This window comes from Kitasatospora sp. NPDC096077, from assembly GCF_040303245.1.
Lineage (GTDB): Bacteria > Actinomycetota > Actinomycetes > Streptomycetales > Streptomycetaceae > Kitasatospora.
Window position 1 is genome coordinate 1 of sequence record NZ_JBEOSV010000022.1, and the last position, 23,701, is coordinate 23,701.

23 protein-coding genes are annotated in these 23,701 nt (G+C 72.8%); 14 read left to right on the forward strand and 9 right to left on the reverse strand.

Annotation, left to right across the window (positions count from 1 at the left end; translation table 11 throughout):
* Positions 1-105: 105 nt before the first annotated feature.
* From ABTZ03_RS20175 to ABTZ03_RS20190, 4 genes are all read right to left on the reverse strand, one after another.
* A complete protein-coding gene (locus tag ABTZ03_RS20175) occupies positions 106-984 on the reverse strand; it encodes an alkaline phosphatase family protein (RefSeq protein WP_350514380.1) in 879 nt (292 codons plus the stop codon).
* A 214-nt stretch (positions 985-1,198) separates the two neighbouring features.
* Entirely contained in the window at positions 1,199-2,017 is an 819-nt protein-coding gene (locus tag ABTZ03_RS20180; protein ID WP_350514381.1) for an ATP-grasp domain-containing protein, read from the reverse strand.
* Positions 2,014-2,451: an ADP-ribosylation/crystallin J1 gene (locus ABTZ03_RS20185; protein ID WP_350514382.1), complete on the reverse strand. Its 438-nt coding sequence runs from the start codon at positions 2,449-2,451 to the stop codon at positions 2,014-2,016. Before ABTZ03_RS20185 ends, ABTZ03_RS20180 begins: the two co-directional genes overlap by 4 nt.
* 75 nt (positions 2,452-2,526) lie before the next feature.
* The gene (locus ABTZ03_RS20190; protein ID WP_350514383.1) at positions 2,527-3,714 is read right to left on the reverse strand and encodes an acyl-CoA dehydrogenase family protein; all 1,188 of its coding nucleotides are present in this window, start codon (positions 3,712-3,714) and stop codon (positions 2,527-2,529) included.
* 89 nt (positions 3,715-3,803) lie between these two features.
* Here ABTZ03_RS20190 and ABTZ03_RS20195 point away from each other — a divergent pair, with 89 nt between their 5' ends.
* Together ABTZ03_RS20195 and ABTZ03_RS20200 are read left to right on the forward strand one after the other, a co-directional pair.
* Positions 3,804-4,343 carry a GNAT family N-acetyltransferase gene (locus ABTZ03_RS20195; protein WP_350514384.1) on the forward strand — a complete coding sequence of 180 codons (540 nt, stop codon included), beginning with the start codon at positions 3,804-3,806 and terminating at the stop codon, positions 4,341-4,343.
* Between the two features lie 74 nt (positions 4,344-4,417).
* On the forward strand, positions 4,418-4,753 hold the full coding sequence (locus ABTZ03_RS20200) for a hypothetical protein (RefSeq protein WP_350514385.1): 336 nt from the start codon (positions 4,418-4,420) through the stop codon (positions 4,751-4,753).
* 128 nt (positions 4,754-4,881) lie between these two features.
* Here the strand turns inward: ABTZ03_RS20200 and ABTZ03_RS20205 are convergent, their stop codons facing one another.
* Both ABTZ03_RS20205 and ABTZ03_RS20210 read right to left on the reverse strand, forming a co-directional pair.
* A complete protein-coding gene (locus ABTZ03_RS20205; RefSeq protein ID WP_502894530.1) occupies positions 4,882-5,190 on the reverse strand; it encodes an AzlD domain-containing protein in 309 nt (102 codons plus the stop codon).
* Positions 5,190-5,930 (reverse strand): AzlC family ABC transporter permease, encoded by a 741-nt coding sequence (locus tag ABTZ03_RS20210; RefSeq protein ID WP_350514387.1) that lies wholly within the window; start codon positions 5,928-5,930, stop codon positions 5,190-5,192. Before ABTZ03_RS20210 ends, ABTZ03_RS20205 begins: the two co-directional genes overlap by 1 nt.
* Positions 5,931-6,102: 172 nt before the next feature.
* Between ABTZ03_RS20210 and ABTZ03_RS20215 the strand changes: the two genes are divergently transcribed.
* Positions 6,103-6,693: a helix-turn-helix domain-containing protein gene (locus tag ABTZ03_RS20215; RefSeq protein WP_350514388.1), complete on the forward strand. Its 591-nt coding sequence runs from the start codon at positions 6,103-6,105 to the stop codon at positions 6,691-6,693.
* A gap of 182 nt (positions 6,694-6,875) precedes the next feature.
* Here the strand turns inward: ABTZ03_RS20215 and ABTZ03_RS20220 are convergent, their stop codons facing one another.
* Positions 6,876-8,720 (reverse strand): cholesterol oxidase substrate-binding domain-containing protein, encoded by a 1,845-nt coding sequence (locus ABTZ03_RS20220; RefSeq protein WP_350514484.1) that lies wholly within the window; start codon positions 8,718-8,720, stop codon positions 6,876-6,878.
* Positions 8,721-9,051: 331 nt separating this feature from the next.
* Here ABTZ03_RS20220 and ABTZ03_RS20225 point away from each other — a divergent pair, with 331 nt between their 5' ends.
* Entirely contained in the window at positions 9,052-9,879 is an 828-nt protein-coding gene (locus ABTZ03_RS20225) for a carbon-nitrogen hydrolase family protein (RefSeq protein ID WP_350514389.1), read from the forward strand.
* A 172-nt stretch (positions 9,880-10,051) separates the two neighbouring features.
* On the forward strand, positions 10,052-11,458 hold the full coding sequence (locus ABTZ03_RS20230; protein ID WP_350514485.1) for a class II fumarate hydratase: 1,407 nt from the start codon (positions 10,052-10,054) through the stop codon (positions 11,456-11,458).
* A gap of 91 nt (positions 11,459-11,549) precedes the next feature.
* Here ABTZ03_RS20230 and ABTZ03_RS20235 read toward each other — a convergent pair whose 3' ends face one another.
* Positions 11,550-12,020, reverse strand: coding sequence for an SPW repeat protein (locus tag ABTZ03_RS20235; RefSeq protein ID WP_350514390.1), 471 nt, complete (start codon positions 12,018-12,020; stop codon positions 11,550-11,552).
* Between the two features lie 185 nt (positions 12,021-12,205).
* On the opposite strand from ABTZ03_RS20235, the gene ABTZ03_RS20240 reads away from it, so the two are divergent.
* Both ABTZ03_RS20240 and ABTZ03_RS20245 read left to right on the forward strand, forming a co-directional pair.
* Positions 12,206-12,805 carry a PadR family transcriptional regulator gene (locus tag ABTZ03_RS20240; protein ID WP_350514391.1) on the forward strand — a complete coding sequence of 200 codons (600 nt, stop codon included), beginning with the start codon at positions 12,206-12,208 and terminating at the stop codon, positions 12,803-12,805.
* A gap of 216 nt (positions 12,806-13,021) precedes the next feature.
* Complete coding sequence (locus ABTZ03_RS20245) at positions 13,022-14,722, forward strand: acyl-CoA dehydrogenase family protein (RefSeq protein WP_350514392.1); 1,701 nt, start codon at positions 13,022-13,024, stop codon at positions 14,720-14,722.
* A gap of 82 nt (positions 14,723-14,804) precedes the next feature.
* On the opposite strand, the gene ABTZ03_RS20250 is transcribed toward ABTZ03_RS20245, so the two are convergent.
* On the reverse strand, positions 14,805-15,221 hold the full coding sequence (locus tag ABTZ03_RS20250; protein WP_350514393.1) for a response regulator transcription factor: 417 nt from the start codon (positions 15,219-15,221) through the stop codon (positions 14,805-14,807).
* Positions 15,222-15,311: 90 nt separating this feature from the next.
* Between ABTZ03_RS20250 and ABTZ03_RS20255 the strand changes: the two genes are divergently transcribed.
* From ABTZ03_RS20255 to ABTZ03_RS20285, 7 genes are all read left to right on the forward strand, one after another.
* Positions 15,312-16,640 (forward strand): phosphoribosyltransferase family protein, encoded by a 1,329-nt coding sequence (locus ABTZ03_RS20255; RefSeq protein WP_350514394.1) that lies wholly within the window; start codon positions 15,312-15,314, stop codon positions 16,638-16,640.
* Positions 16,641-16,958: 318 nt separating this feature from the next.
* A complete protein-coding gene (gene hppD / locus ABTZ03_RS20260) occupies positions 16,959-18,173 on the forward strand; it encodes a 4-hydroxyphenylpyruvate dioxygenase (protein WP_350514395.1) in 1,215 nt (404 codons plus the stop codon).
* Between the two features lie 57 nt (positions 18,174-18,230).
* Positions 18,231-19,433 (forward strand): homogentisate 1,2-dioxygenase, encoded by a 1,203-nt coding sequence (locus ABTZ03_RS20265; protein WP_350514396.1) that lies wholly within the window; start codon positions 18,231-18,233, stop codon positions 19,431-19,433.
* Positions 19,430-20,299, forward strand: a complete 870-nt coding sequence (locus ABTZ03_RS20270; RefSeq protein ID WP_350514397.1) for a hypothetical protein — start codon at positions 19,430-19,432, stop codon at positions 20,297-20,299. Before ABTZ03_RS20265 ends, ABTZ03_RS20270 begins: the two co-directional genes overlap by 4 nt.
* Positions 20,296-21,528, forward strand: coding sequence for a fumarylacetoacetase (gene fahA / locus ABTZ03_RS20275; RefSeq protein ID WP_350514398.1), 1,233 nt, complete (start codon positions 20,296-20,298; stop codon positions 21,526-21,528). The genes ABTZ03_RS20270 and fahA overlap by 4 nt, the downstream gene beginning before the upstream one ends.
* Before the next feature lie 253 nt (positions 21,529-21,781).
* Entirely contained in the window at positions 21,782-22,873 is a 1,092-nt protein-coding gene (locus tag ABTZ03_RS20280) for an enoyl-CoA hydratase/isomerase family protein (protein ID WP_350514399.1), read from the forward strand.
* 53 nt (positions 22,874-22,926) lie between these two features.
* Positions 22,927-23,607: a GntR family transcriptional regulator gene (locus tag ABTZ03_RS20285; protein WP_350514400.1), complete on the forward strand. Its 681-nt coding sequence runs from the start codon at positions 22,927-22,929 to the stop codon at positions 23,605-23,607.
* Positions 23,608-23,701 lie beyond the last annotated feature (94 nt).

Consider the following 23,701-nt stretch of genomic DNA (forward strand, 5'->3'; position numbering starts at 1 on the left):
AACCGCGCGGCACCATCGAGACCGAAGCAGCACGCCGCCTCGCCGACGACCTCAACAACCAGTAGTCACCAGCTAACCCAACACTTTCTCAGTCGGCTGCGCGACTCAGACGGCTGCGGGGACCGGCCGGGCGACCGGGAAGGGCCGACCGTCCAGCGTCCAGTGCGGGTCGATCGGGCGCAGCAGCGAGGCGTACACCTGGGCGGCGACGTCGGGGTGGCGGATCTCCCCGGTGGGCGGGCCGGCCGGGATGTCGTGCCCGGCGCAGGCGACCCAGGCGGTCCGCTCCTCGACCGTACGGCCGCCGTGGCCGCCGGCGTCGACGTGCCCGTGGTCGGTCACCACGATGACGGTCCACTGCTCCTCGGCGTACGTGGCCCGGCCGCGGACGGCGTCGAGCAGGCGGCCGAGGCGCTCGTCCGCGGTCCGCATGGCGGCGCGGTACTCCTCGCCGCAGCCGAGGAAGTGGGCGGTCTCGTCCACCGCGCCGAGGTAGACGAAGGAGGCCTCGGGGTCGGCCGTGGCGAGGACGTGGACGGCCTCCCGGGTGACCTCCTCGTCGACGGTCTCCCAGGCCTCGGGGGTGTCCTCGGCCGGGGCGATGTAGGAGAGCCGGCCGGGGGCGCGGAACAGCGGGCCGCCGGCCTCGTTGATCATCAGCGGGTCCCAGCCGGCCGCGACGAAGGTGCGGCGGCGGTCGCCGCGGTTGAGGCGGGTGGCGAAGTCGGGGAAGACGTCCAGCCGGTTGCCGCCCAGGTGGTTGCCCCAGACGCCGTGCTTGGCGGGCTCGACGCCGGTCACGATGGTGGCCCAGCACGGTCCGGACATGGTGGGCGTGGAGTCCGCGACGGTGACCGGCACCAGGAACCCGGCCTCGGCGACCTCCTGGAGGCGCGGCATCGGCACCTGCGCGAGGTAGTCGTGGCGGACTCCGTCGATCCCGACCACGAGGACGCGGGGGCGGGGCCACTGGGCTGCGGACATGGTGGAGCTTCCTTTCGGTCGTGCACACCCGGCCGCGCCCGCCGAGGGCGCCGCCGACCGCGCCATGCTTCACGGCCCGCCGGACCGCGCGGCGTCGGGGCACCGAACGGCGGGTGTCCGTGAGGTGTCGGGACGCCGACCCTACGCGGGCGGCGGCCGGGCACCCGCGGGAGGTGGCCGTCGTCGGCCGGGCACACCCGCGGGGCGGCCGTCGTCAGCCGGGCGTCCGGACGGAGCGGCGGACGAAGCGCCTGACGAAGCGGCGGTCGGACCCGGCCAGGTCGGCGACCGGCCCGGCCGCGCGCAGCACGACGTCCAGCACCCGGTCCGGGTCGGCGGCGTAGCAGTGGGCGAACCAGGGCAGGTTGGCCTCGACCACGGCCCAGTGCTCGACCGGGTCGTACGGGTCCGAGATCGGGCCGACGTCCAGGGCGACGGCGCTGGGCAGGGTCTCCCCGACCGCGTCCAGGAGTCGGCGGGCGAAGGCGGTGGCCCCGTCGGTGAGCGGACCCGGATCGAGCCGGCCGAAACGGGCGTAGCGGCTGCCGGTGAGCACCTCGCCGTCGCGCACGAACAGCCGGTACTCGGTGCTGAAGGTCACCGGCTCGCTCACCAGGACCGGGGTGTCCGGGCCGATCCGCTCGCCGGTGCGGGGCAGCCGGGAGCCGTCCGGGTAGACCGCGGGCGGCACGGACTTGTCGGCGGGCGGCTTGACGAAGGCCGGACGGCGCAGCGTCCAGGCCTCGGCGAGGGTGGTCAGTTCGATCCGGCGACGGGTGAACTCCTCGGGGAGGCGGGCCAGCCAGTCGTCCTCGGGTTCGAGCAGGGCCAGCCCGAGCGGCGCCGCGATCCGGGCGGCGACGAGCGGCCCGCCGTACCAGTGGACGGGGCGCCCGGCGAACCGCTCGACCGGGTCCGGGCCGTCCAGAACGGCGGTGGCCAGGCCCCGGCGGACAGCGGCGGCGGTGAGCAGGGCGGTGGTGCTGGTCGCCTGGGCGGAGGTGAGCAGGATGGGCGCGGGGCGGGCCGTCACGGCTGCGGCCGGAACTCGTGGACGACCTCGATGCGGCCGACGATGTGCCGGTTGAACTCGGCCAACTCCTCGGCGGGTACCCACAGTTCCAGGATCGTCCGGCCACCCGCCCGCTGCACGGGGTAGCGGGCGAGGAAGTCCGTCCCGACCTCGAAGCGGGTGACGTAGCCGGCGCCGGAGGCGGGCACGTTCCAGTCCCTGGCGATCCGGATCGCGTAGTCCTCGTTCAGAACGGGGTAGAAGATCGGCTGCTCCGGCAGTCGGGGCGGCCAGGCACGCCAGTCGGCGGCCTCGACCAGGGCCAACTCCTGCGGGCCGGTGGGGCGCCAGAGGGTGGTGGTCGAGGGGCTGCGAACGGACTGGCCGGACTGAACGGCCCGAACGGACTGAACGGGCTGGCCGGACTGGCCGGACTGGACGGACTGACTGGTCATGGCGGGGACGGTAGCCGGGCCGGGACGGGCCCGGCCACCGATTTCGCGGGCCGGGAGGGAGCCGGAGCACCCCCGTCAGCGGTAGGCGGACTCGCCGGTGATGGCCTCGCCGAGGACCAGGGTGTGGATCTCGCTGGTGCCCTCGTAGGTCAGTACCGACTCCAGGTTGTTGGCGTGCCGCAGCACCGGGTACTCGGTGGTGATGCCGTTGGCGCCCAGCACGGTCCGGGCGCTGCGGGCGATCTCCAGCGCGGTGCGGACGTTGTTGAGCTTGCCGAAGCTGATGTGCGGCGGGCGGGCCGCGCCCTCCTCCTTGAGCCGGCCGATCCGCAGGGCCACCAGGTAGGCCTTCTCGACCTCCAGCATCATCTCGACCAACTTCTGCTGGGTGAGCTGGAATCCGGCGATCGGGCGGTCGAACTGGATCCGGCTCTTCGCGTAGTCGAGTGCGGCGGTGTAGCAGTCGCGGGCGGCTCCGACGGTGCCCCAGAGGATGCCGTAGCGCGCCTCGTTGAGGGAGGAGAGCGGCCCGCGCAGACCGGTCACGCCGGGCAGTACGGCATCGGCCGGCAGCACCACCTCGTCGAAGGCCAACTCGCTGGTGACGGAGGCCCGCAGGGAGAGCTTGCCGTGCACGTCGGTCGCGGTCAGGCCGCGGGTGCCGCGCTCGACCAGGAAGCCGCGCACGCCCTCCTCGGTCTGCGCCCACACCACGGCGACGTCCGAGATGCTGCCGTTGGTGATCCACATCTTGCTGCCGGACAGCACCCAGTCACCGCCCTTGCCGCCCTTCCGCACGGCGCGGGTGCGCATGTTCGCCGGGTCCGAGCCGAAGTCGGGCTCGGTCAGGCCGAAGCAGCCGATCAGCTCACCGGCCGCCATGCCGGGCAGCCAACGCTGCTTCTGCTCCTCGGAGCCGAAGGCGTGGATCGAGCGCATCGCCAGCGAGCCCTGGACCGAGACGAAGCTGCGCAGCCCGGAGTCGGCCGCCTCCAGCTCCATGCAGGCGACCCCGTACGCCACCGCGTCGGCGCCCGCGCAGCCGTAACCGTCGAGGTGCATGCCGAGCACGCCGAGGGCACCGAGTTCGGGGGCGAGTTCACGGACCGGGAAGACCCCGCGCTCGAACCAGTCGCCGATGTGCGGGCGAATCCGCTCCTCGGTGAACCGGCGGACGGTGTCGCGGATCAGCCGCTCCTCGTCGGAGAGCAGATCGCCGACCGCGAGCAGGTCGGACGGATCGATCCGGGTCGGCTTCGACATGGAGGCTCCTTGTAGTCTCGGCGGGACACCGGCGAGTATTCCGCAACCCGCCCGGCCTCGGCCCGACGGGAGCGAGTGAGGAAGACGACATGTCCAGCGCGATGTACGTGGTCGAGCAGGTGACGGCCGAGGAGTTGGACGGCTCGGTCGAGGACTTCGCCGGGCTGCTGGCGGAGACCGTCAACGGTGGTGCCTCGATCGGGTTCCTCGCCCCGCTGGAGCCGGGCGAGTCCACGGCGTGGTGGCGGGCGCTCGTGCCGGAGGTCGCGGCCGGACGGCTGGTGCTGTGGACCGCCCGGGCGGCGGCCGACGGGCGGCTCGCCGGGACGGTGCAGCTGCGACCGGCGACGACGGCCAACGGCCGGCACCGCGGCGAGGTGGCCAAGCTGATGGTGCACCCGGCGGACCGCGGACACCGGCTGGCCGGGCGGCTGTTGGCGGCGCTGGAGGAGCGGGCGGCGGAGTCGGGGATCCGGCTGCTGGTGCTGGACACCGAGACGGACAGCCCGGCCGAGCGGATGTACCAGGCGGCCGGGTGGAGCAGGGTCGGCTCGGTGCCGGACTACGCGACCGACCCGCACGGCCGGGCGCACCCGACCACGATCTTCTTCAAGTCGCTGGTGCGTTGACGGGACGGCTGGGAACGTCGGGTGCGGCCCGGACGGGACACAGCGAACGGGAAACGGGGAACGGGAGGCGGAGCATGGCGCGTTGGGCGCTGGTCGTCGAGGAGACGGTGGGCATCGGGCGGGACCGGACCTGGGGCAGCAAGGTGCTCGGCGAGGTCGAGGGCACCCGGGAGGAGGCGGTCGAGGAGCTGCGGCGGATCGTGCCGACGTACACCCCGGAGCACCCGATGGGCAGCCGGCGGCAGACGCTGTTGCGGGACGGCGACACCTTCCTGCTGATCTCACAGGGGAGCATGCGCGACTACCACTGCGTGTTCAAGGTGTGGGAGATGCTGTGGGACAGCAAGCGGCCGGAGGTGCAGGCGGAGCGGTTGACGGCCGAGGAGAGCGGGCCGGCTGGTGACGGCTGACGGCTGACAACTTTCAGCAGACAGATAACAGCTTTCGACATCTGTTATCTGTCCACTGAAAGTTGTTCGCTGTTTGTTGTTCGCTGTTCGCCGCCCCCTGCTCACCGCCCGCAGCCAGCCGCCCGCCCTCACCCGACTCCGGACAGCCGCAGCACCGCCGCTGTTGCCGCGCCGGCCACGACCACCACCGGGAACGGTGCACGACGCCAGGCGAGCACGCCCGCGACCAGCACGCCCGCCGGACGGGCCCACCCGGCGAAACCGTGCCCCTGGGTCAGCGCACCGGTCGCCACCAGTGCGACCAGCAGCACAGCCGCCGCGACGGCCAGCAGGTGCCGCAGCCGCTCCGAGAGCACGAGCCGGTGCCCGAGCAGCGGGCCGACCACCCGATAGGCGTACGTGCCGGCGGCCAGCAGCAGGACGGCGTAGAGCGGCATCATCGGACGTCCTCCTTCACGGCCGCCGCGGCGAGCTCCGGCTCCCCCGGTGCGGCCTCCGCGTCGGCCCGCACTCCCGGCCGCCCGGCGAACGGCAGCCCGGCCAGGGCGAGCAGTACCGGCAGCCCGGCCGGCACGAACGGCGTGGCCGCGACGGCCACCACCGCACCCACCACCGCCGCCGTACGGGTCCCGCGGTCCGCGAGCGACGGCAGGACCAGCGCCAGCAGCACCGCGGGGAAGGCCGCGTCCAGGCCGAGCGCATCGGTGTTCCCGATCAGCCCGCCCGCGAGACCCCCGAGCAGCACCGCCACGTTCCACACCACGAACAGCGAGATCCCGCAGACCCAGAACGCCGCCCGGCGCCGCCGCGGTTCGTGCTGCCGCAGCACGAAGGCCGCGCTCTCGTCGGTGAGCAGCTGCGCCCCGCACAGCCTCTTCCACCAAGGGCCTTGGAGCACGTCGGCGACGGCGAAGCCGAACGGCAGCAGGCGGGCGTTGAGCACCAGTCCGGTGGCAACGGCTGCGAGCGCGCCGCCGCCGGACAGCACCACACCGACGGCCGCGAACTGCGAGCCGCCGGCGAAGACCAGGACGGAGAGGGCCGTCGGCACCCAGAGCGGCAGACCGCCGGAGACGCTGATCGCGCCGAAGGAGGCACCGACCAGCGCGTCGGCGAGGGAGACCAGGGCGATGTCGCGAAGGGTGGCATGTTCGAGTGTTCGGAGTAGCGAACGCATGTCCATCAGAGTGAACCCGACGCCCGGGGTTCGTCAAGGCGAACAGGAGGACCGGCCTACCGAACAGCACCGACCGGCATCCGGACTCCCTCCGGGCCCGCCGTGGCAGCATGAACGGCACCACCAGCGGGAAGCCGACCGAAGGAGCCTGGAGAAAACGTGAGTGGCGAGCATGAGTGACGGGACTCCTCGGACCGAGGGCACGAACGGCACCGGCACGGAGCTGATCGGGCAGATCTCCGCGTCCATCCGGCGCGAACGCGAGCGCAGCGGACTGTCGATGACCGAGCTGGCCCGGCGCGCGGGCATCGCCAAGTCGACGCTCTCGCAGCTGGAGTCGGGCGCGGGCAACCCCAGCGTGGAGACGCTCTGGGCCCTCGGGGTCGCGCTGAACGTGCCCTTCAGTCGGCTGGTCGACCCACCGCGCCCGACCGTCAAGGTGCTTCGCGCCGGGGAGGGCCCGGTGGCCCACTCCGAGCAGGCCGACTACGCGGCCACCGTGCTCGCCTCCTGCCCGCCGAACGCGCGGCGCGACATCTACCGGATCGAGGCCGAGCCCGGCGAGGCCAGGGCCTCGGACCCGCACATGCCCGGCACCGTCGAGCACGTCGTGATCGGCTCCGGCCGGGCTCTGGTCGGCCCGACCGAGGCCCCGGTGGAGCTCGGCCCGGGCGACTACATCACCTACCCGGCCGACGCCCCGCACGTCTTCCGGGCCCTCGCCCCCAAGACCCTCGCCCTGCTCGTGATGGAGTACATCTGACGCACCGCGGCCGCCACGGTTACCGCGACCACCACGACCATCACAGGGCGGCGACAGACAGCTGACGGCTGACAGATTTCATCATCTGTCAGCCGTCAGCTGTTATCTGTCATCTGTTATCCGTCGACTGTCAGCTGTCGCCTGTCAGTCGGCACCTGTTCGCCACCCTCGCCCAGCCCGGGCTACTTCAACAGCCCGTCCAGGAAGGGGTTCCCGAACACCCGGTGCGGGTCGTACCGGTCCAGGACGGCGACCGCCTCGTCCCAGCCCGGTCCTCCCCCGGCGCGCAGGCTGTCCGGGATGGCCCGGCCGATCAGGTCCTGGTCGGACCACGCCGCGCCGGTGGTGTAGGCCCAGCCCTTGGACCACTCGACCCGCATACCGGCCCGGGTGCCGTCGAAGGTGCGCAGCAGCCACTGCTCCAGGTCCCGGGCGAAGCGCTCCAGCCCGGGCGTGCCGGGGAAGGCCAGGACGTCGAGCCAGACCGCGGTGTCCCACTCCGGCCGGTCCGCCCGCGGCCGCAGCGCGGACAGCAGCGGGGGCCGGGCGCCGGGGACGCCGGAGTAGGACGGGTCGTCCAGGCCGGTGACCCGGATCTCCACCGCGCCGTTCACCGGGAACTCGCCCCGGGCCTGGTAGTCGGCGAGCAACTGCCGGTAGTAGGCGGCGAATTCGCTGACCACCCACTGCAGGTCGGCGCGCTTGGTGAGGATCGCGTAGCCGTTGGCGGTGACCCGCAGCGTGGTGGGCCGGACGTACTGCAGCAGGGCGCGCGAGGGGCCCCAGAGGTCGGAGCGCAGGCCGCCGGCCAGCAGGTGGGTGATCAGGTCACCGGTGAGCAGGTCGCGCAGCAGTCCACCGGAGAGCAGGACATCGGTGAGGTCACCGGTGAGGGCCAACTTCGCGACAAGGTACTGAAGTTGGCCGAACAGCGGCGCCGATCCCCAGGCGCCGGAGACGATTTGGCCGGCCAGCCGGGCGACCGGCTCCGGAATGTTGTCGGAGAAGGGGTAGTTGTAGGGCTGGTCGACGGCCTTGGAGGCGAGCGGCTTGGTCGGGGCGACGGTCCAGGTCTTGAGCCACGGGAACTCCGTGTAGGCGAACCAGATCGCCTCGACCCGGCCGTCCCGCTCGACGAAATCGGCGAGGGTGCGCGGGCCACCGCCGCCACCCAGCAGTCCGCCGAGCAGTCCGCCACCACCGGTGGCGGTCCCGGGGCGGGCGAACAGGTCGCTCGCCGGGATGTCCAGCCGGCTGACACAGCGCAGCGGGAGGTCGGCGCCCGCGCGCAGGACGACCTCGGTGAGGAAGGCGCGGCCCAGGTGCACCAGGAAGGCGGCGCTGTCGGCCTCGGCCCGGTCGAAGGTGCGCAGGGTGTAGCGGCCGGTGGCCGGGTCGAGGACCACGGCCGTCAGCCGGACCACCTGGTTGCTGACCGAGCCGTAGCCGTGCCCGTCCGGGCGCAGTTCGCCGGCGGCGGGCGCGGCCGTGCCGTGGCCGCCGATCGCGAGCACGCCGCCGACGGTGAGGTCGCCCGGCGCCGGGCAGGCCGTCAGGCCGAGGCCCCGGTCGGCCAGGTGGGCGAGCAGCGCCTCCATGCTGGCGCCGGTCTGCACCCGGACGGTGCCGGGCGAGTCGGCGGTGATCGCGGTGAGGTGGCGGTTGGTGTCCACCAGCAGGACGCGGGCGCTCTCCGGCGTCCCGTTGGCGACGGTGAGCGGCGCCCAGGTGTGCCGGTAGCCGGTGGCGCGCAGCCGCCAGCCGTTGGCGTGCGCCCAGTCGGCGAGGGCCGGGACCTCCTCGGGGGTGCGCGGGGCGCAGGTCCACAGCTGGTCGGTGCGGATCTCGCCGGACCAGTTCTGGAACACCCGCTGGTAGAGCTCGGTGCCGGCGGGCAGGCCGGGCGGCGCGGGCGTGGCCGCCTCGGCGCTGTCCGGGCCGACGGTGCCGCGCAGCAGCCAGGCCGCGCCACCGAGGGCCGCCGAGGCGCCCAGCAGTTGCCGCCTGGTCAGGCCGCGGCCGGTCATATCGTCGGTCACGGCGTCGGTCGTGTGATCGCCGTGGTGTGGTGTGGTCATCCGGTCCGCCCCCTGCGTCGGTTCCCCGGGCCGATCGCGGCACTCCGGGGCGGTCGGTGTTCCGCCCGACCCGGTCAGGAGCGTACGAAGTGCCGTACGACCGTTTGAAGCGATCCGGCCGGGATCTCACTCGTTCGAGTGATCATGGCGCGAACTGCCGATTGTCGTCCAGCCCTGTCCCCGGGCCGGCCGGACCGGGGCCCCAAGAGTGTTGCCCGGTGCCTCGGCCGATGCATAGGTTGATCTTGCCTACCGCCCCCACCTGCCCGAAGGCCCCGCCATGCCCCCGTCCACGCCCACGCCCAGGTCCACTTCCCCGTCCGTACTCGCGTCCGCGCCCGCGCCCGCGCCGTCGACGGTCGCCGTCGCCGTCGCCCAGCCCGTCTGCGCCGCCCCCGGCCGTCCGGACACCGTGGCCGTCAACGTCGGACGGCACGCCGAGGCCGTCCGGGAGGCGGGGACCCGTCTGGTGGTGTTCCCCGAGCTGTCCCTGACCGGCTACGACCTGACCGCCCCCGCCGTCGACCCGGCGGACCCCCGGCTCGCGCCACTGGTCGAGGCCTGCGCCGCCACCGGCGCCCTGGCACTGGTCGGCGCACCGGTCGCGGAGGCCGACGGGCGCGAGTCCGTCGCCACCCTGGCGGTCACCGGCCAGGGCGCCACCGTGGTCTACCGGAAGATGCGCCTGCACGGCGCCGAGTCCGACCGCTTCGCCCCGGGCGAGAAGCCCGTCGTGCTGGAGCTGGACGGCCTGCGGCTGGGCCTGGCGGTCTGCGCCGACGCCGCCGATCCGACGCACGCCGCGGAGACCGCCGCGCTCGGCATCGACGCCTACGTCGCCTCCACCCTGTACGGCCCGGGCGAGGCCCAGGCCGAGCGGCTGGACGGCCACCTGCGGGAGCGGGCCACCGCGCACCGGGTCTGGGGCGTACTGTCCACCAGCGCCGGGGCCAGCGGCGAGTTCGCGGAGACCTCGGGCCGCTCCGGCATCTGGTCGCCGGACGGCACGGTGGTCGCCCAGCTCGGCCCCGAGCCGGGCACCCTGCTGCGCTTCGACCTGCCCCGACCGGCCCCCTCGGCGCGTCAGGGCGGGTCGGACACGCCCTGACGGCGGACTCTCCGGCCGCGGGCGGAAATACCCGGGGCCCGCGCGAAGCTGTCGTGATCGGAAGAACCGTGACCGGGCCGAACGGGACCGCACGGGCCGGTGCCGGACCGATCGGTCCGGTGCCCGGCTCGGGCCGGTGCGGATCAGGCCCGTACAGGAGGTGCAGCGCACGATGGGTGACGAGCGGGAGAAGCCGCAGGAGTACCGGATCGAGCACGACTCGATGGGCGAGGTCCGGGTGCCGGCCGACGCGAAGTGGCAGGCGCAGACGCAGCGGGCGGTGGAGAACTTCCCGGTGTCCGGCCAGCGGCTGGAACGCGCGCACATCGCCGCGCTGGCCCGGGTCAAGGCGGCTGCGGCGCGGGTGAACGCCCGCCTCGGGGTGCTGGACGAGGAGACGGCCGAGGCGATCGCGGCGGCGGCCGAGGAGGTCGCGGAGGGCCGCTGGGACGGACAGTTCCCGGTGGACGTCTTCCAGACCGGCTCGGGCACCTCGTCCAACATGAACGCCAACGAGGTGATCGCCACCCTGGCCGGCGAGCGGCTGGGGCGGCCGGTCCACCCGAACGACCAGGTCAACGCGAGCCAGTCGTCCAACGACGTGTTCCCGTCCTCGATCCACATCGCCGCCACCGCCGCCGTCACCCATGACCTGATCCCGGCGCTGGAGCACCTGGCGGAGGCGCTGGAGCGCAAGTCGGTCGAGTTCGCCCAGGTGGTCAAGTCGGGCCGTACCCACCTGATGGACGCCACGCCCGTCACCCTCGGCCAGGAGTTCGGCGGCTACGCGGCGCAGGTGCGGCACGGCCGGGAACGGCTGCTGGCCACGCTCCCACGGGTGGCCGAACTGCCGCTCGGCGGAACGGCGGTGGGCACCGGCATCAACACCCCGCCCGGTTTCCCGGCGGCCGTGATCGAGGAGGTGGCCCGGGCGACCGGGCTGCCGCTGACCGAGGCCCGTGACCACTTCGAGGCGCAGGGCGCGCGGGACGCGCTGGTCGAACTGAGCGGCCAACTGCGCACGGTGGCGGTCGGGTTCACCAAGATCGCGAACGACCTGCGGTGGATGGGCTCGGGCCCGCGCACCGGCCTGGGCGAGATCAACCTGCCGGACCTGCAGCCGGGTTCGTCCATCATGCCGGGCAAGGTGAACCCGGTGCTGCCCGAGGTGGTGCTGATGGTCGCCGCCCAGGTGGTGGGCAACGACGCGACGGTGACGCTGGCCGGCGCGAGCGGCAACTTCGAGCTGAACGTGATGCTCCCGGTGATCGCCCGGAACGTGCTGGAGTCGGTGCGGCTGCTCGCCAACAGCGCCCGGCTTCTGGCGGACCGGACGGTGGACGGCATCAGCGCGAACGTCGAACGGGCCCGCGAGTACGCGGAGTCCTCGCCCTCGGTGGTGACGCCGCTGAACCGGTACATCGGGTACGAGGAGGCGGCGAAGGTCGCCAAGCAGGCGCTGGCCGAGCGGAAGACCATCCGTCAGGTGGTGCTGGAGCGCGGGTACGTCGAGCGGGGCGCGCTCACCGAGGAGGAGTTGGACCGGGCGCTGGACGTGCTGCGGATGACGCACCCGTAGCGCGCCCCGGTCCGGGGAGGACCGGATGTGCGCCGGGGCGCGGCGGGCACTGGCGTGCCCTCCGTGCCCCGGACGCGAGCTGCGGGGAAGGTCAGCCCTTGGCGCGGCCGGCCCGGCCGAGCCGCATCGATGCTCCGTTCGCCGTGATCGTGGCCATCGAGATCGCCGCGAGTCCGAGCAGGAACATCACGGCACCGACGATGACGCAGGTGACGATGTTCTTGCCTTGTGCGACGGACCCGGAGACGGCCCAGGGGGAGATGATCGTCCAGATGCCGAGCGCGGCGGCGGCCCAAGCCCGGGCGTGGGTGCGCTCGTAGGCCGATCCGTAGCCGGCCATCAGGGCGGTGTAGGCCAGACCCACGATCAGGCAGGTCACGGTCAGGGTGCTGAACGCGGTGAAGCCGACGATCCAGGGCGATGCCGCCAGGAAGAGGCCGGCCAGGACGGCCAGGGCTTCGACGCCCTGGGCGCGGGGGGTCGAGGTGACCCGCTCGTAGTGTTCCCGGAGTTCGACGATGTCCGGGTGGTGCTCCATGCCCGTTGGCAGATGTGTTGCCACCGATACCACCTCCTGTGGTTCGGACCATGGAAGGGGCGTGCCCCGTACCCATTCTGGCGCTTCTCCATGGTTTTGCACCTGATCATCCGAAATGACCGATAACCATCCGGTCACGTCGGTGACCTGTGTCTCACCACTCCGACGGCCCATTGCCTATGCAACTCGTTGCATAGCAGGATGCGGGCATGGCACTGGAGCACGCGATCCTCGTCTCGCTGCTGGAGCAACCGGGCTCCGGGTACGAACTGGCCCGGCGCTTCGACCGCTCCATCGGACGCTTCTGGACCGCCACCCACCAGCAGATCTACCGGGTGCTGCGGCGGATGGAGGCGGACGGCTGGGTCGCCGCCGAGGAGGTCGCGCAGGACGGCCGACCGGACAAGAAGGTGTACTCGGCCGCCGACCCCGGGCGGGCCGCACTGGCCGCATGGCTGCGCGAACCGGTCGAGCCGGAGACCGTACGGCACGAGCTCGCGGTCAAGATCCGGGCCGCCGCCTTCGACGACCCGGCCGCGTTGATCTCCGAGGTCGAACGGCACCGCGAGAGCCACGCCGCCCTGCTCACCCGCTACCTGCACGGCGAGCAGCGGGACTTCCCCGACCTCGCCGCACTGGACACCCGGCAGGAGCTCCAGCACGTGGTGCTGCGCGGCGGGATCGAGTTCGAGCGGATGACCCTCGCCTGGCTGGACGACGTGCTCGCCACCCTGCGCCGACTCGCGGACGACGGACGGAACGGGCACGGGGACGGGGACGACAGACGGGACGGAACGGGGAACGGATGACGGCGAACAGATTTCAGCCGACAGATTTCAACATCTGTTAGCTGAAAGCTGTCGCCTGACAGCTGTTCGCCGATCTTCGTTCTGCCTCCTCGCTGTCTCGCCGCCTCTCTACCTCGCCGTCTCGCCGTCTCTCTGCTTCGCCGTCTCGCCGTCCGCCGGACTCCGTCACGCCACGCACCGCCGAGTCCTCCACCCTCGACCCCCTGGGAGCCCCCGATGCTCTTCAACCCGCGCACCTACGACCCCGCACAGTTCGACGAGCCGACCCGCCGGCTGCTGCGCGCGACCGTCGACTGGTTCGAGTCCCGCGGCAAGAAGGCGCTCATCGACACCTACATCGACCGCGCCTGGTACGGCGACTTCCTCGAATTCGCCGCCCGGGAGGGCCTGTTCGCGGAGTTCCTGACCCCCTCCTCGGCCGACCCCGACAAGCGCTGGGACACCGCACGGATCGCCGAGCTGAACGAGATCCTCGGCTTCTACGGCCTCGGCTACTGGTACACCTGGCAGGTCACCATCCTGGGCCTCGGCCCGGTCTGGCAGAGCGAGAACGAGGCCGTCCGGGCCCGCGCCGCCAAGCTGCTCGCCGAGGGCCACGTGATGGCGTTCGGCCTGTCCGAGCGCACCCACGGCGCCGACATCTACTCCACCGACATGATCCTCACCCCGGACGGCGAGGGCGGCTTCACCGCGACCGGCCCCAAGTACTACATCGGCAACGGCAACGTGGCCGGCCTGGTCTCGGTCTTCGGCCGCCGCTCCGACGTCGAGGGCCCCGAGGGCTACGTCTTCTTCGCCGCCGACAGCCGCCACGAGGCGTACCACCTGGTCAAGAACGTGGTGAACGCCCAGATGTACGTCAGCGAGTTCCGCCTGGAGGACTACCCGGTGCGGGCCGAGGACGTGCTGCACACCGGGCAGGCCGCCTTCGACGCCGCGCTGAACACCGTCAACGTCGGCAAGTTCAACCTGTGCACCGCCTCGGTCGGCATCTGCGAGCACGCGATGTACGAGGCCGTCACGCACGCCCAGAACCGGGTGCTCTACGGTCGGAAGGTCACCGACTTCCCGCACGTGCGACGGGAGTTGACCGACGCCTACGCCCGCCTGGTGGCGATGAAGCTGTTCAGCGCGCGGGCCGTGGACTACTTCCGCACCGCCTCCCCCGAGGACCGCCGCTACCTGCTGTTCAACCCGATGACCAAGATGAAGGTCACCACCGAGGGCGAGAAGGTCATCGACCTGATGTGGGACGTCATCGCGGCCAAGGGCTTCGAGGCGGACACCTACTTCGACAAGGCCGCCAAGGACATCCGCGGCCTGCCGAAGCTGGAGGGCACCGTCCACGTCAACCTGGCGCTGATCCTCAAGTTCATGGGCAACTACCTGTTCGCGCCCGCCGATTACGCGCCGGTGCCGACCCGGCTGGACGCCGCCGACGACGCCTTCCTGTTCCGCCAGGGCCCGGCCCGCGGCCTCGGTGCGATCCGCTTCCACGACTGGCGCACCGCCTACGACCGGCACGCGCAGCTGCCGAACGTCGCCCGCTTCCGCGAACAGGCCGACGGCTTCTGCGAGTTGCTGCTCAAGAACGCGCCGAGCAAGGAGCAGCAGGCGGACCTGGACTTCCTGCTGGAGATCGGCCAGCTGTTCGCGCTGATCGTCTACGGCCAGCTGGTTCTGGAGCAAGCCGAGTTGACCGGTCTGGACGCGGACGTCCTGGACCAGATCTTCGACGCGCTGGTCCGCGACTTCTCCGCCCACGCGACCGAGCTGCACGGCAAGGCCTCCGCCACCGAGGAGCAGGCCGCCTGGGCGCTGGCCAACGTGCGCCGCCCGGTGGCGGACGCCGAGCGCGCCGCGAAGCTGTGGGCCCGGGTCGAGGCGCTCTCGGGCTCGTACGAGATGCAGCCGTAGGAACCGGGGACGACGAGCAGGACCCCGGGGGTGCCGGTCGGCGGACCGGCACCCCCGGATCACCCCCGGGTGGGCGGACGGCTCAGCCGTCGCCGAGGCCCATGTCGCGGGCCCGGGCGACCGCTTCGGCCCGGGTGGCCACGTGCAGCTTCTCGAAGATGTGGGTGACGTGGTTGCGGACGGCATTGGGGCGGTGCCGGTCGACCGCCCCCGGGACGTCGGCGACCCGCTCGGCCTCGGCCACCACGGTGACGCCCTCGGCGCTCTCCAGCGCCGCCTTGAGCCCCTCGCGGAAGAGGGGGTGGTCGTCGACGATCAGTACCCGGACGGGCGTGGCCCCGCCCGCCGTCCCGGTCGCACGGGCGTCCCGTCCCGTCCCGATCCCGGCCGCTCCGCCGCACCGTCCCGGGGCCGGTCCCGGCTCCCGTCCCGGACGGCAACCGGACCCGCAACCGGGGCGGCGACCGAACCGGCGACCGGACCCCCGGAAAGCTCCCACCAGCCGCGGGAAGGCCCCGACGTGCAGCCGGAAAGCCGCCCGGCACCACCCCGCCGCGACCGGCGTACGGTGGAAGCCGGAGGCCGTGAAATGCACGTCACCGGAGCCCACTTCACCGACCGCACCGACGCCGGCCGTCGGCTGGCCGCCCGGCTCGGCCACCTCGGCGGCCCCGACACCGTGGTGGTCGCCCTGCCCCGCGGCGGGGTGCCGGTGGCCGCCGAGGTGGCGGCCGCGCTCGGCGCGCCGCTGGACATCTGCGTGATCCGCAAGCTCGGCGTGCCGTACCAGCCCGAGTTGGGGATGGGGGCGATCGGCGAGGACGGCGTACGGGTGCTGAACGAGCAGGTGATCCGGCTCGCCGGGGTGGGCGAGGAGCAGATGGCGCGGGTGGAGCGGCGCGAGCGGACCGAGTTGGAGCGCCGGGCGGGCCGGTACCGGGGCGACCGTCCGGCCGCCGACCTGCGGGGGCGCACGGTGGTCGTGGTGGACGACGGCATCGCCACCGGTTCCACCGCCAAGGCCGCGTGCCGGATCGTCCGGGCGCGCGGCGCGGCCCGGGTGGTCCTGGCCGTCCCGGTGGCGCCCCCGGACTGGACGGACCGGCTGTCCGAGGTCGCCGACGAACTGGTCTGCGTCGACACGCCGTCGCCGTTCTTCGCGATCGGCGAGTTCTACGACGACTTCGCGCAGACCGGCGACGCGGAGGTGCTGCGGCTGCTGGCCGAGGCCCGGGGCGAACGGCCGCCGGAGTCCGGGGCCGCCGGCACCGACCGGGAGCTGGTGCTGCCCGTCGCCGGGGTCCGGCTGGCCGGCCGGCTGACCGTCCCGCCCGGCGCGCGCGGGGTGGTGGTGTTCGCGCACGGCAGCGGCAGCGGCCGGCACAGCCCGCGCAACCGGCAGGTCGCCCGCCACCTGAACCGGTCCGGGCTGGGCACCCTGCTGTTCGACCTGCTCACCGAGGCCGAGGAGCCGGACCGGCGCAAGGTGTTCGACGTCGCCCTGCTCGGCTCGCGGCTGACCGCCGTCGCCCGGGAGCTGGGCCGCACCGAGGGGGCGCGCGGACTGCCGCTCGGCCTGTTCGGGGCCAGTACCGGCGCGGCGGCCGCGTTGTACACGGCGGCCGAGCTGGGCCCGACGGTGCGCGCCGTGGTCTCCCGGGGCGGGCGCCCGGACCTCGCCGGGCCGGCGGTGCTGGGCCGGGTGGGCGCGCCGACGCTGCTCGTGGTGGGTGCGCTGGACGCCGCGGTGCTCGACCTCAACCGGCGGGCCCGGACCGGACTGGGCGGTGAGAGCGAGCTGGCGGTGGTGCCGCGCGCGAGCCATCTGTTCGAGGAGCCCGGCACCCTCGACCAGGCCGCTGAGCTGGCCGGGAGCTGGTTCCTGCGGCACCTCCCGGCGGCGGCCGACAGCCCGTAGCGGTGGGTTGCGCAGATTTCGTGCGAGGACCGCCCGATGGCAGCACATTCTGCACAGCCGAAGGCGGGATTTCCTGATCAGCTTGTACACATTGAGCAGTGAAAAATCGACCTGTTGCCCAACCCTCACGACAGGAGCAAGCTCTGCGCAACCGCACCGCCCACCCGTTCGCCGTGCGGCGCGGCGGCCGCGGCGGCCGCGATCCACGCGATCCGCGACCGGAGGGCCTGCACGCCCCCGTGAGCCCCCGCACGCCCCCGGAAACCCCGGACACCCCCGGACGCCTCAACGCCGAGGCCCTGAGTGGAGGAACGAGCGATGACCCCGCAGTCCCAGGCCCTTGAGCTGACCCCCGAGGAGCGCGAGGCCGGCCTCGACGCCGACCAGCTGCGCCGCCTCGTCGGCCTCGTCGAGCACGACCAGGCTTCCGACCCGTTCCCGGTCACCGCCCAGGACGCGGTCGTGTTCGTGGTCGGCAACGCCACCCAGACGGCCCAGTTCTACCAGGTCGTGTTCGGCATGGAGCTGGTCGCCTACTCCGGTCCGGAGACCGGCCGCCGCGACCGCAAGGCCTACGTGCTGCGCTCCGGCTCCTGCCGCTTCGTGATCAAGGGCGGCGTCCAGCCCGACAGCGCGCTGCTGGACCACCACCGCCGCCACGGCGACGGCGTGGTCGACCTCGCCCTGGAGGTCCCGGACGTCGACAAGTGCATCGAGCACGCCCGCGCCAGCGGCGCCACCGTCCTGGAGGAGCCGAACGACGTCTCGGACGAGAACGGCACCGTGCGCCGCGCGGCCATCGCCACCTACGGCGAGACCCGCCACACCCTGATCGACCGCTCCCGCTACAACGGCCCGTACCTGCCGGGCTACGTCGTCGCCAAGAGCGGCGTCACCCACCCGGAGGGCTCGCCCAAGCGCCTGTTCCAGGCCCTGGACCACGCCGTGGGCAACGTCGAGCTCGGCCGGATGGACGAGTGGGTCCAGTTCTACAACCGGGTCATGGGCTTCGTGAACATGGCCGAGTTCGTCGGCGACGACATCGCCACCGAGTACTCCGCGCTGATGTCCAAGGTCGTCGCCAGCGGCAACCACCGGGTGAAGTTCCCGCTCAACGAGCCGGCCATCGCCAAGAAGAAGTCGCAGATCGACGAGTACCTGGAGTTCTACACCGGCCCCGGCTGCCAGCACATGGCGCTCGCCACCAACGACATCCTCACCACCGTGGACGTGCTGCGTGCGCGCGGCGTGGAGTTCCTCAACACCCCCGACGCGTACTACGACGACCCGGAGCTGCGCGAGCGGATCGGCAAGGTCCGGGTGCCGATCGAGGAGCTGAAGAAGCGCGGCATCCTGGTCGACCGCGACGAGGACGGCTACCTGCTGCAGATCTTCACCAAGCCGATCGGCGACCGCCCCACCGTCTTCTACGAGTTCATCGAGCGGCACGGTTCGCTGGGCTTCGGCAAGGGCAACTTCAAGGCGCTGTTCGAGTCCATCGAGCGCGAGCAGGACCGTCGCGGCAACCTGTGAGCCTCAGGGATCCTATGCACAGGACACCCTGACGGACGGTCGAGGAGGAGCACGGAGATGGCGTACTACCGGCAGCTGGGCAACATCCCGCCCAAGCGGCACACCCAGCACCGCACACCCGAAGGCGGGCTGTACTACGAGGAGTTGATGGGCGAGGAGGGCTTCTCCTCCGACTCGTCGCTGCTCTACCACCGGGGCATCCCCTCGGCGGTGGTCGACGCGGCGCCCTGGGAGCTGCCCGACCAGTCCACGGTGCCCAACCATCCCCTGCTCCCCCGCCACCTCAAGCTGCACGAGCTGTTCGCCGACCAGGAGTGGAAGTCCGCGGACGTCGTGAACAGCCGGCGCCTGGTCCTCGGCAACGGCGACGTGCGGATCTCGTACGTCGCCGCCGGGGCCCCCAGCGAGCTGTACCGCAACGGGCTCGGCGACGAGTGCGTGTACGTGGAGTCCGGCGCGGGCACGGTCGAGACGGTCTTCGGCTCGATCGAGGTCGGCCAGGGCGACTACGTGATCATCCCGCGCGCCACCACCCACCGCTGGGTGCCCACCGGCGACGAGCCGCTGCGCGCGTACTGCATCGAGGCGAACAGCCACATCACCCCGGCCAAGCGCTACCTCTCCAAGTACGGACAGCTGCTGGAGCACGCGCCGTACTGCGAGCGGGACTTCCGCGGGCCGGTCGGGCCGCTGGTGGTCGACGCCCCCGGAGACGTCGACGTACTGGTCAAGCACCGCGGCCCGAACGGGGTTTCGGGCACCCGCTACACCGTGCCCCACCACCCCTTCGACGTGGTCGGCTGGGACGGCTGCCTGTACCCGTACGCCTTCAACATCAGCGACTTCGAGCCGATCACCGGGCGGGTCCACCAGCCGCCGCCGGCCCACCAGGTGTTCGAGGGCAACAACTTCGTGATCTGCAACTTCGTTCCCCGCAAGGTGGATTACCACCCGCTGTCGGTTCCGGTGCCGTACTACCACGCCAACGTGGACAGCGACGAGGTGATGTTCTACTGCGGCGGCGACTACGCGGCCCGCAAGGGCTCCGGCATCGCCCAGGGCTCGATCTCGCTGCACCCGGGCGGGCACACCCACGGGCCGCAGCCGGGCGCGTACGAGCGCAGCATCGGCGTGGAGTTCTTCGACGAGCTGGCGGTCATGGTGGACACCTTCCGCCCACTGGAGCTCGGCGAGGGCGGGCAGGCCACCGAGGACACCGGCTACGCCTGGACCTGGGCGGGTCGGGGGCCCGGGCGATGAGCGCCGGCGCTGCCCCGGCCCCGGCCCCGGTGATTCCGGAGCTGTTCCGCGGGCTCTTCGACGACGCGGCGGTGTTCCCCCCGGGGAACCTGCCGGTCGTCGACGCGGTGCCCGCGCACCGCGCCCACCGCACGGCCTGGTACGCCGACGCGGTCGGCCCGTTCCTGTGCGGGGCGGGCCGGTTGGGCGAACTGGCCGCGGCGGTGGCGGGCACCGGGCCGCTCAGGGTCGGGCTGGTGCTGCCGGGGGGCAGCGCCGAGCTCGGGCCGGCGCTCACCGCCGCCGCACCCTTCGAACTCGCGGGCGTCGAGCTCGCCACCCGGGACGTCCAGGAGGCCGTGGCCGAGCTGGACCGGCTGCTGCCGCCGGACGTGCCCGCCGCCGTCGAGCTGCCGCGCGAACTCCTGCGCGGGGACGGGCTGGACGCGGTGCTGGACGCCCTCGTCGACAGCGCCTACCGGGCGAAGTTCCGCACCGGCGGAGTGGTCGCCGAGGCGTTCCCGGACGAGGACGAGCTGGCCGCCTTCCTCACCGGCTGCGCCCGGCGCGGCCTGCCGTACAAGTGCACGGCCGGACTGCACAACGCCGTCCGGCACACCGACCCGGTTACCGGCTTCGAGCACCACGGCTTCCTCAACGTGCTGCTGGCCGCCCAGGAGACCGAACCCGCCGCAGCGGCCGAGGTGTTGGCCGAACGCGACGGCCAGGTGCTGGCCAAGGCCGCGCACGCCCTGAGCGGGCACCAGGTTACGGTGATCCGCAACTCGTTCACCGCGTTCGGCACCTGCAGCATCACCGAACCCCTGGACGACCTGGCCGCGCTCGGCCTGCTGTCGCCCAGTCCACTCGTCCGGGAGGACCGTTGAGCACCACCCCCAGCAGCCCCCGCAGCTGGCTCACCAGCGCGCAGGACTCGCCGTTCGGCGTGCACAACCTGCCGTACGGCGTCTTCACCGCGGCCGACCGGCCCGGGCGGCGCCGGATCGGCGTGCGCATCGGGGCCTTCGTGCTGGACGCCGGGGCCGCCGCCCGCGCGGCCGGCGCGCCGTCCGAGCTGCTCGACGCGGACTCGCTCAACCCGCTGATGGCGGCCGGGCGTTCGGTCTGGACCCGGGTGCGCGCCGACCTCACCCGCTGGCTGACCGACGAGTCGTTCCGCGAGGCGCTGTCGCCGGCCCTGCTGCCGGCCGACGAGGTCGAGCTGCACCTGCCGTTCGAGGTCGCGGACTACGTCGACTTCTACGCCTCCGAGCACCACGCCACCAACCTGGGCCGGATCTTCCGCCCGGGCTCGGAGCCGCTCACCCCCAACTGGAAGCACCTGCCCATCGGTTACCACGGGCGGGCGGGCACGGTCGTCGTCTCCGGCACCCCGGTGGTGCGTCCGCACGGGCAGCGCAAGGCGCCCGCCGACGCGGTGCCGAGCTTCGGGCCGACCCGGCGGCTGGACATCGAGGCCGAGGTCGGCTTCGTCGTCGGCACGCCGTCCGAACTGGGCCGACCGGTCGTGCTGGACGACTTCCGCGAGCACGTGTTCGGTGTCTGCCTGCTCAACGACTGGTCGGCGCGCGACATCCAGGCCTGGGAGTACGTGCCGCTCGGACCGTTCCTCGGCAAGTCCTTCGCGACGTCGATCTCGCCGTGGATCGTGCCGCTGGACGCCCTGCAGCACGCCCGGGTCAGCCCGCCGGAGCGCGACGTCGAGCCGCTCCCCTACCTGGACGACCGCGGCAACGAGCCGTGGGGGCTGGACCTGGCGATGGAGGTCCGGCTGAACGGGCACCTGGTCTCGCGCCCGCCGTTCGCCTCCATGTACTGGACGGCGCAACAGCAGCTGACCCACATGACCGTCAACGGCGCCTCGCTGCGCACCGGCGACCTGTTCGCCTCGGGGACGGTCAGTGGGCCGGAGCGGGACACCCGGGGCGCGCTGATCGAGCTGACCTGGAACGGCGAGGAGCCGCTCAAGCTGCCGGACGGGAGCACCCGGACCTTCCTGGAGGACGGCGACGAGGTCGTCATCACGGCGACGGCCCCGGGGCCGGACGGCGCGGCGGTCGGGTTCGGCGAGGTCTCGGGTCGGGTGCGGGGCTGACGGCTGACGGCTGACGGCTGACAGAAAACAAGTAACGGATAACGGATAACAGCTGACAGATTTCATCATCTGAAATCTGTCAGCTGTTATCCGTTTGCCCTGCCCTGTTCGCGCCCCGCCGCCACCGTCGGGCGGTTCGTCGGCGTCGCACTGGCCGATGGCCGACGGCCCGGCCTCGTGATCACGACGTCCCACCCGCCCCGGTACGGTGGATCGCGGAAGGCCGGATCACCGAGGGGACGGAGCGGTTGCGATGAGCGCAGAGGCGGCGGAGGTCCGGACGGTCCTGGACACCGGCGGCGACACCGACGGCAGCGGCAACAGCAGGGGCCTCGGCAGCGGCCTCGGACGGATCGTGCTGAACCGCCCGCGAGCGCTCAACTCGCTGACCCACGGCATGATCACCACCATCCGCGCCACGCTGGACGACTGGGCCGCGGACGACCGGGTGCGCGCCGTCGTCCTGACCGGAGCCGGCGAGCGGGGCCTGTGCGCGGGCGCGGACCTGCGCGCGATGCACGCCGACGTCACGGCCGGCGGGGCCGGCACCCGCGCCTTCTTCCGCGACGAGTACCGGGTGAACGCGCTGATCGCCCGCTACCCCAAGCCGTTCGTCGCGGTGATGGACGGCATCACCATGGGCGGCGGCATCGGCCTGTCCGCGCACGCCGCACTGAGGATCGTCACCGAGCGCACCGTGATCGCGATGCCCGAGACCCGGATCGGACTGGTCCCGGATGTCGGCGGCAGCCGCCTACTGGCCCGCGCCCCGGGCGAGTTGGGCCTCCACCTCGGGCTCACCTCCGCCTCCATGGGCCCCGGTGACGCACTGCTGTGCAGCTTCGCGGACCACTACGTCCCGTCCGCCCGCCTGCCCGGACTGCTCGACGCCCTCGCCGACGGCACTGACCCGGTGGCGACCGTCGCCGCCCACGCCGAGCCCGCACCGCCCGCGGAGCTCGACGGGCAGCGCGCCTGGATCGACACCTGCTACCGGGCCGACACCGTCGAGGAGATCGTCGAGCGGCTGCTCGACTCCGGCGTTCCGGCGGCGAAGGAGGCCGCCGAGCTGATCCTCGGGAACTCCCCCACCGCCGTCAAGGTCACCCTGGCCGCCCTGCGCCGGGCCCGCACCCTGCCCTCCCTGGAGGCCGTGCTCGACCAGGAGTACCGCGTCTCCTGCGCCGCGCTGGACGGCCCCGACCTGCCCGAGGGCATCCGCGCCCAGGTGATCGACAAGGACCGCAGGCCGCAGTGGTCGCCGGGTACGCTCGCCGGAGTGACAGAGGCCGAGGTCGCCCGATTCCTCGCGCCGCGCCCGGGCGACGAGCTGGGCCTGGCCTGACCGGCCCTCGGCCGCCCGCCGAACTCCCGCCCCCGGAAAGCCTGGAGAACGCCATGAACCACCCGACGCCGGCGCCGACGCCGACGCCCCTGACGGCGGGCGGATCGGCCGACCCACTGTCCCGGGTGCCGCTGGGCGAGCAGGTGCGCGGGCTGCTGCTGGAGGGCCTGCTCGGTGGCCGCTGGCAGCCCGGGGACCGGATCGTCGAGCGGCGCCTGGCAGCCGAGTTGAACGTCAGCCAGGCGCCGGTGCGCGAGGCGCTGCGCTCCCTGCAGACCCTGGGACTGCTGGTCACCGAACCCAACCGGGGCGTCCGGGTGCGCCAGATCGGCCCGGCGGAGCTGCGCGAGGTCTACCAGGTGCGGGCGGCGCTGGAGCGGCCGGCCGCCGAGGAGGCCGTGGTCCGACTGGCCGGGGACACCGGCGCGCTGGAGCGGCACGCCGAGGCGATGGCGGCGGCCGCCGAGGCCGGTGACACCCTCGGCCAGGCCCGGCACGGGGTCGCGTTCCACCGGGAGATCGTCGCCGCCTCCGGCAACGGGACGCTGCTGCGGACCTGGGAGGGCCTGGGCGTCGAGGTGTGGACGGTGCTGTCGCTGCACCGGGTCCGGCCGGAGCTGCACGAGAACGCCGCCGACCACCGTCCGCTGATCGAGGCGTTCCGGCGGCGGGATCCCGAGGTCGGGCGACTGCTCGCGGAGCACGTCCTGGAGTACGCCGACCGCTCCGCCTGATCACCCTCCGCCACGGCTCGCCCGTCGCCGACCCACTCCCTCCTTTTGTTCGCATAGAGATGATCGATCATCGCTCAAACTACTCGCCAGTAGG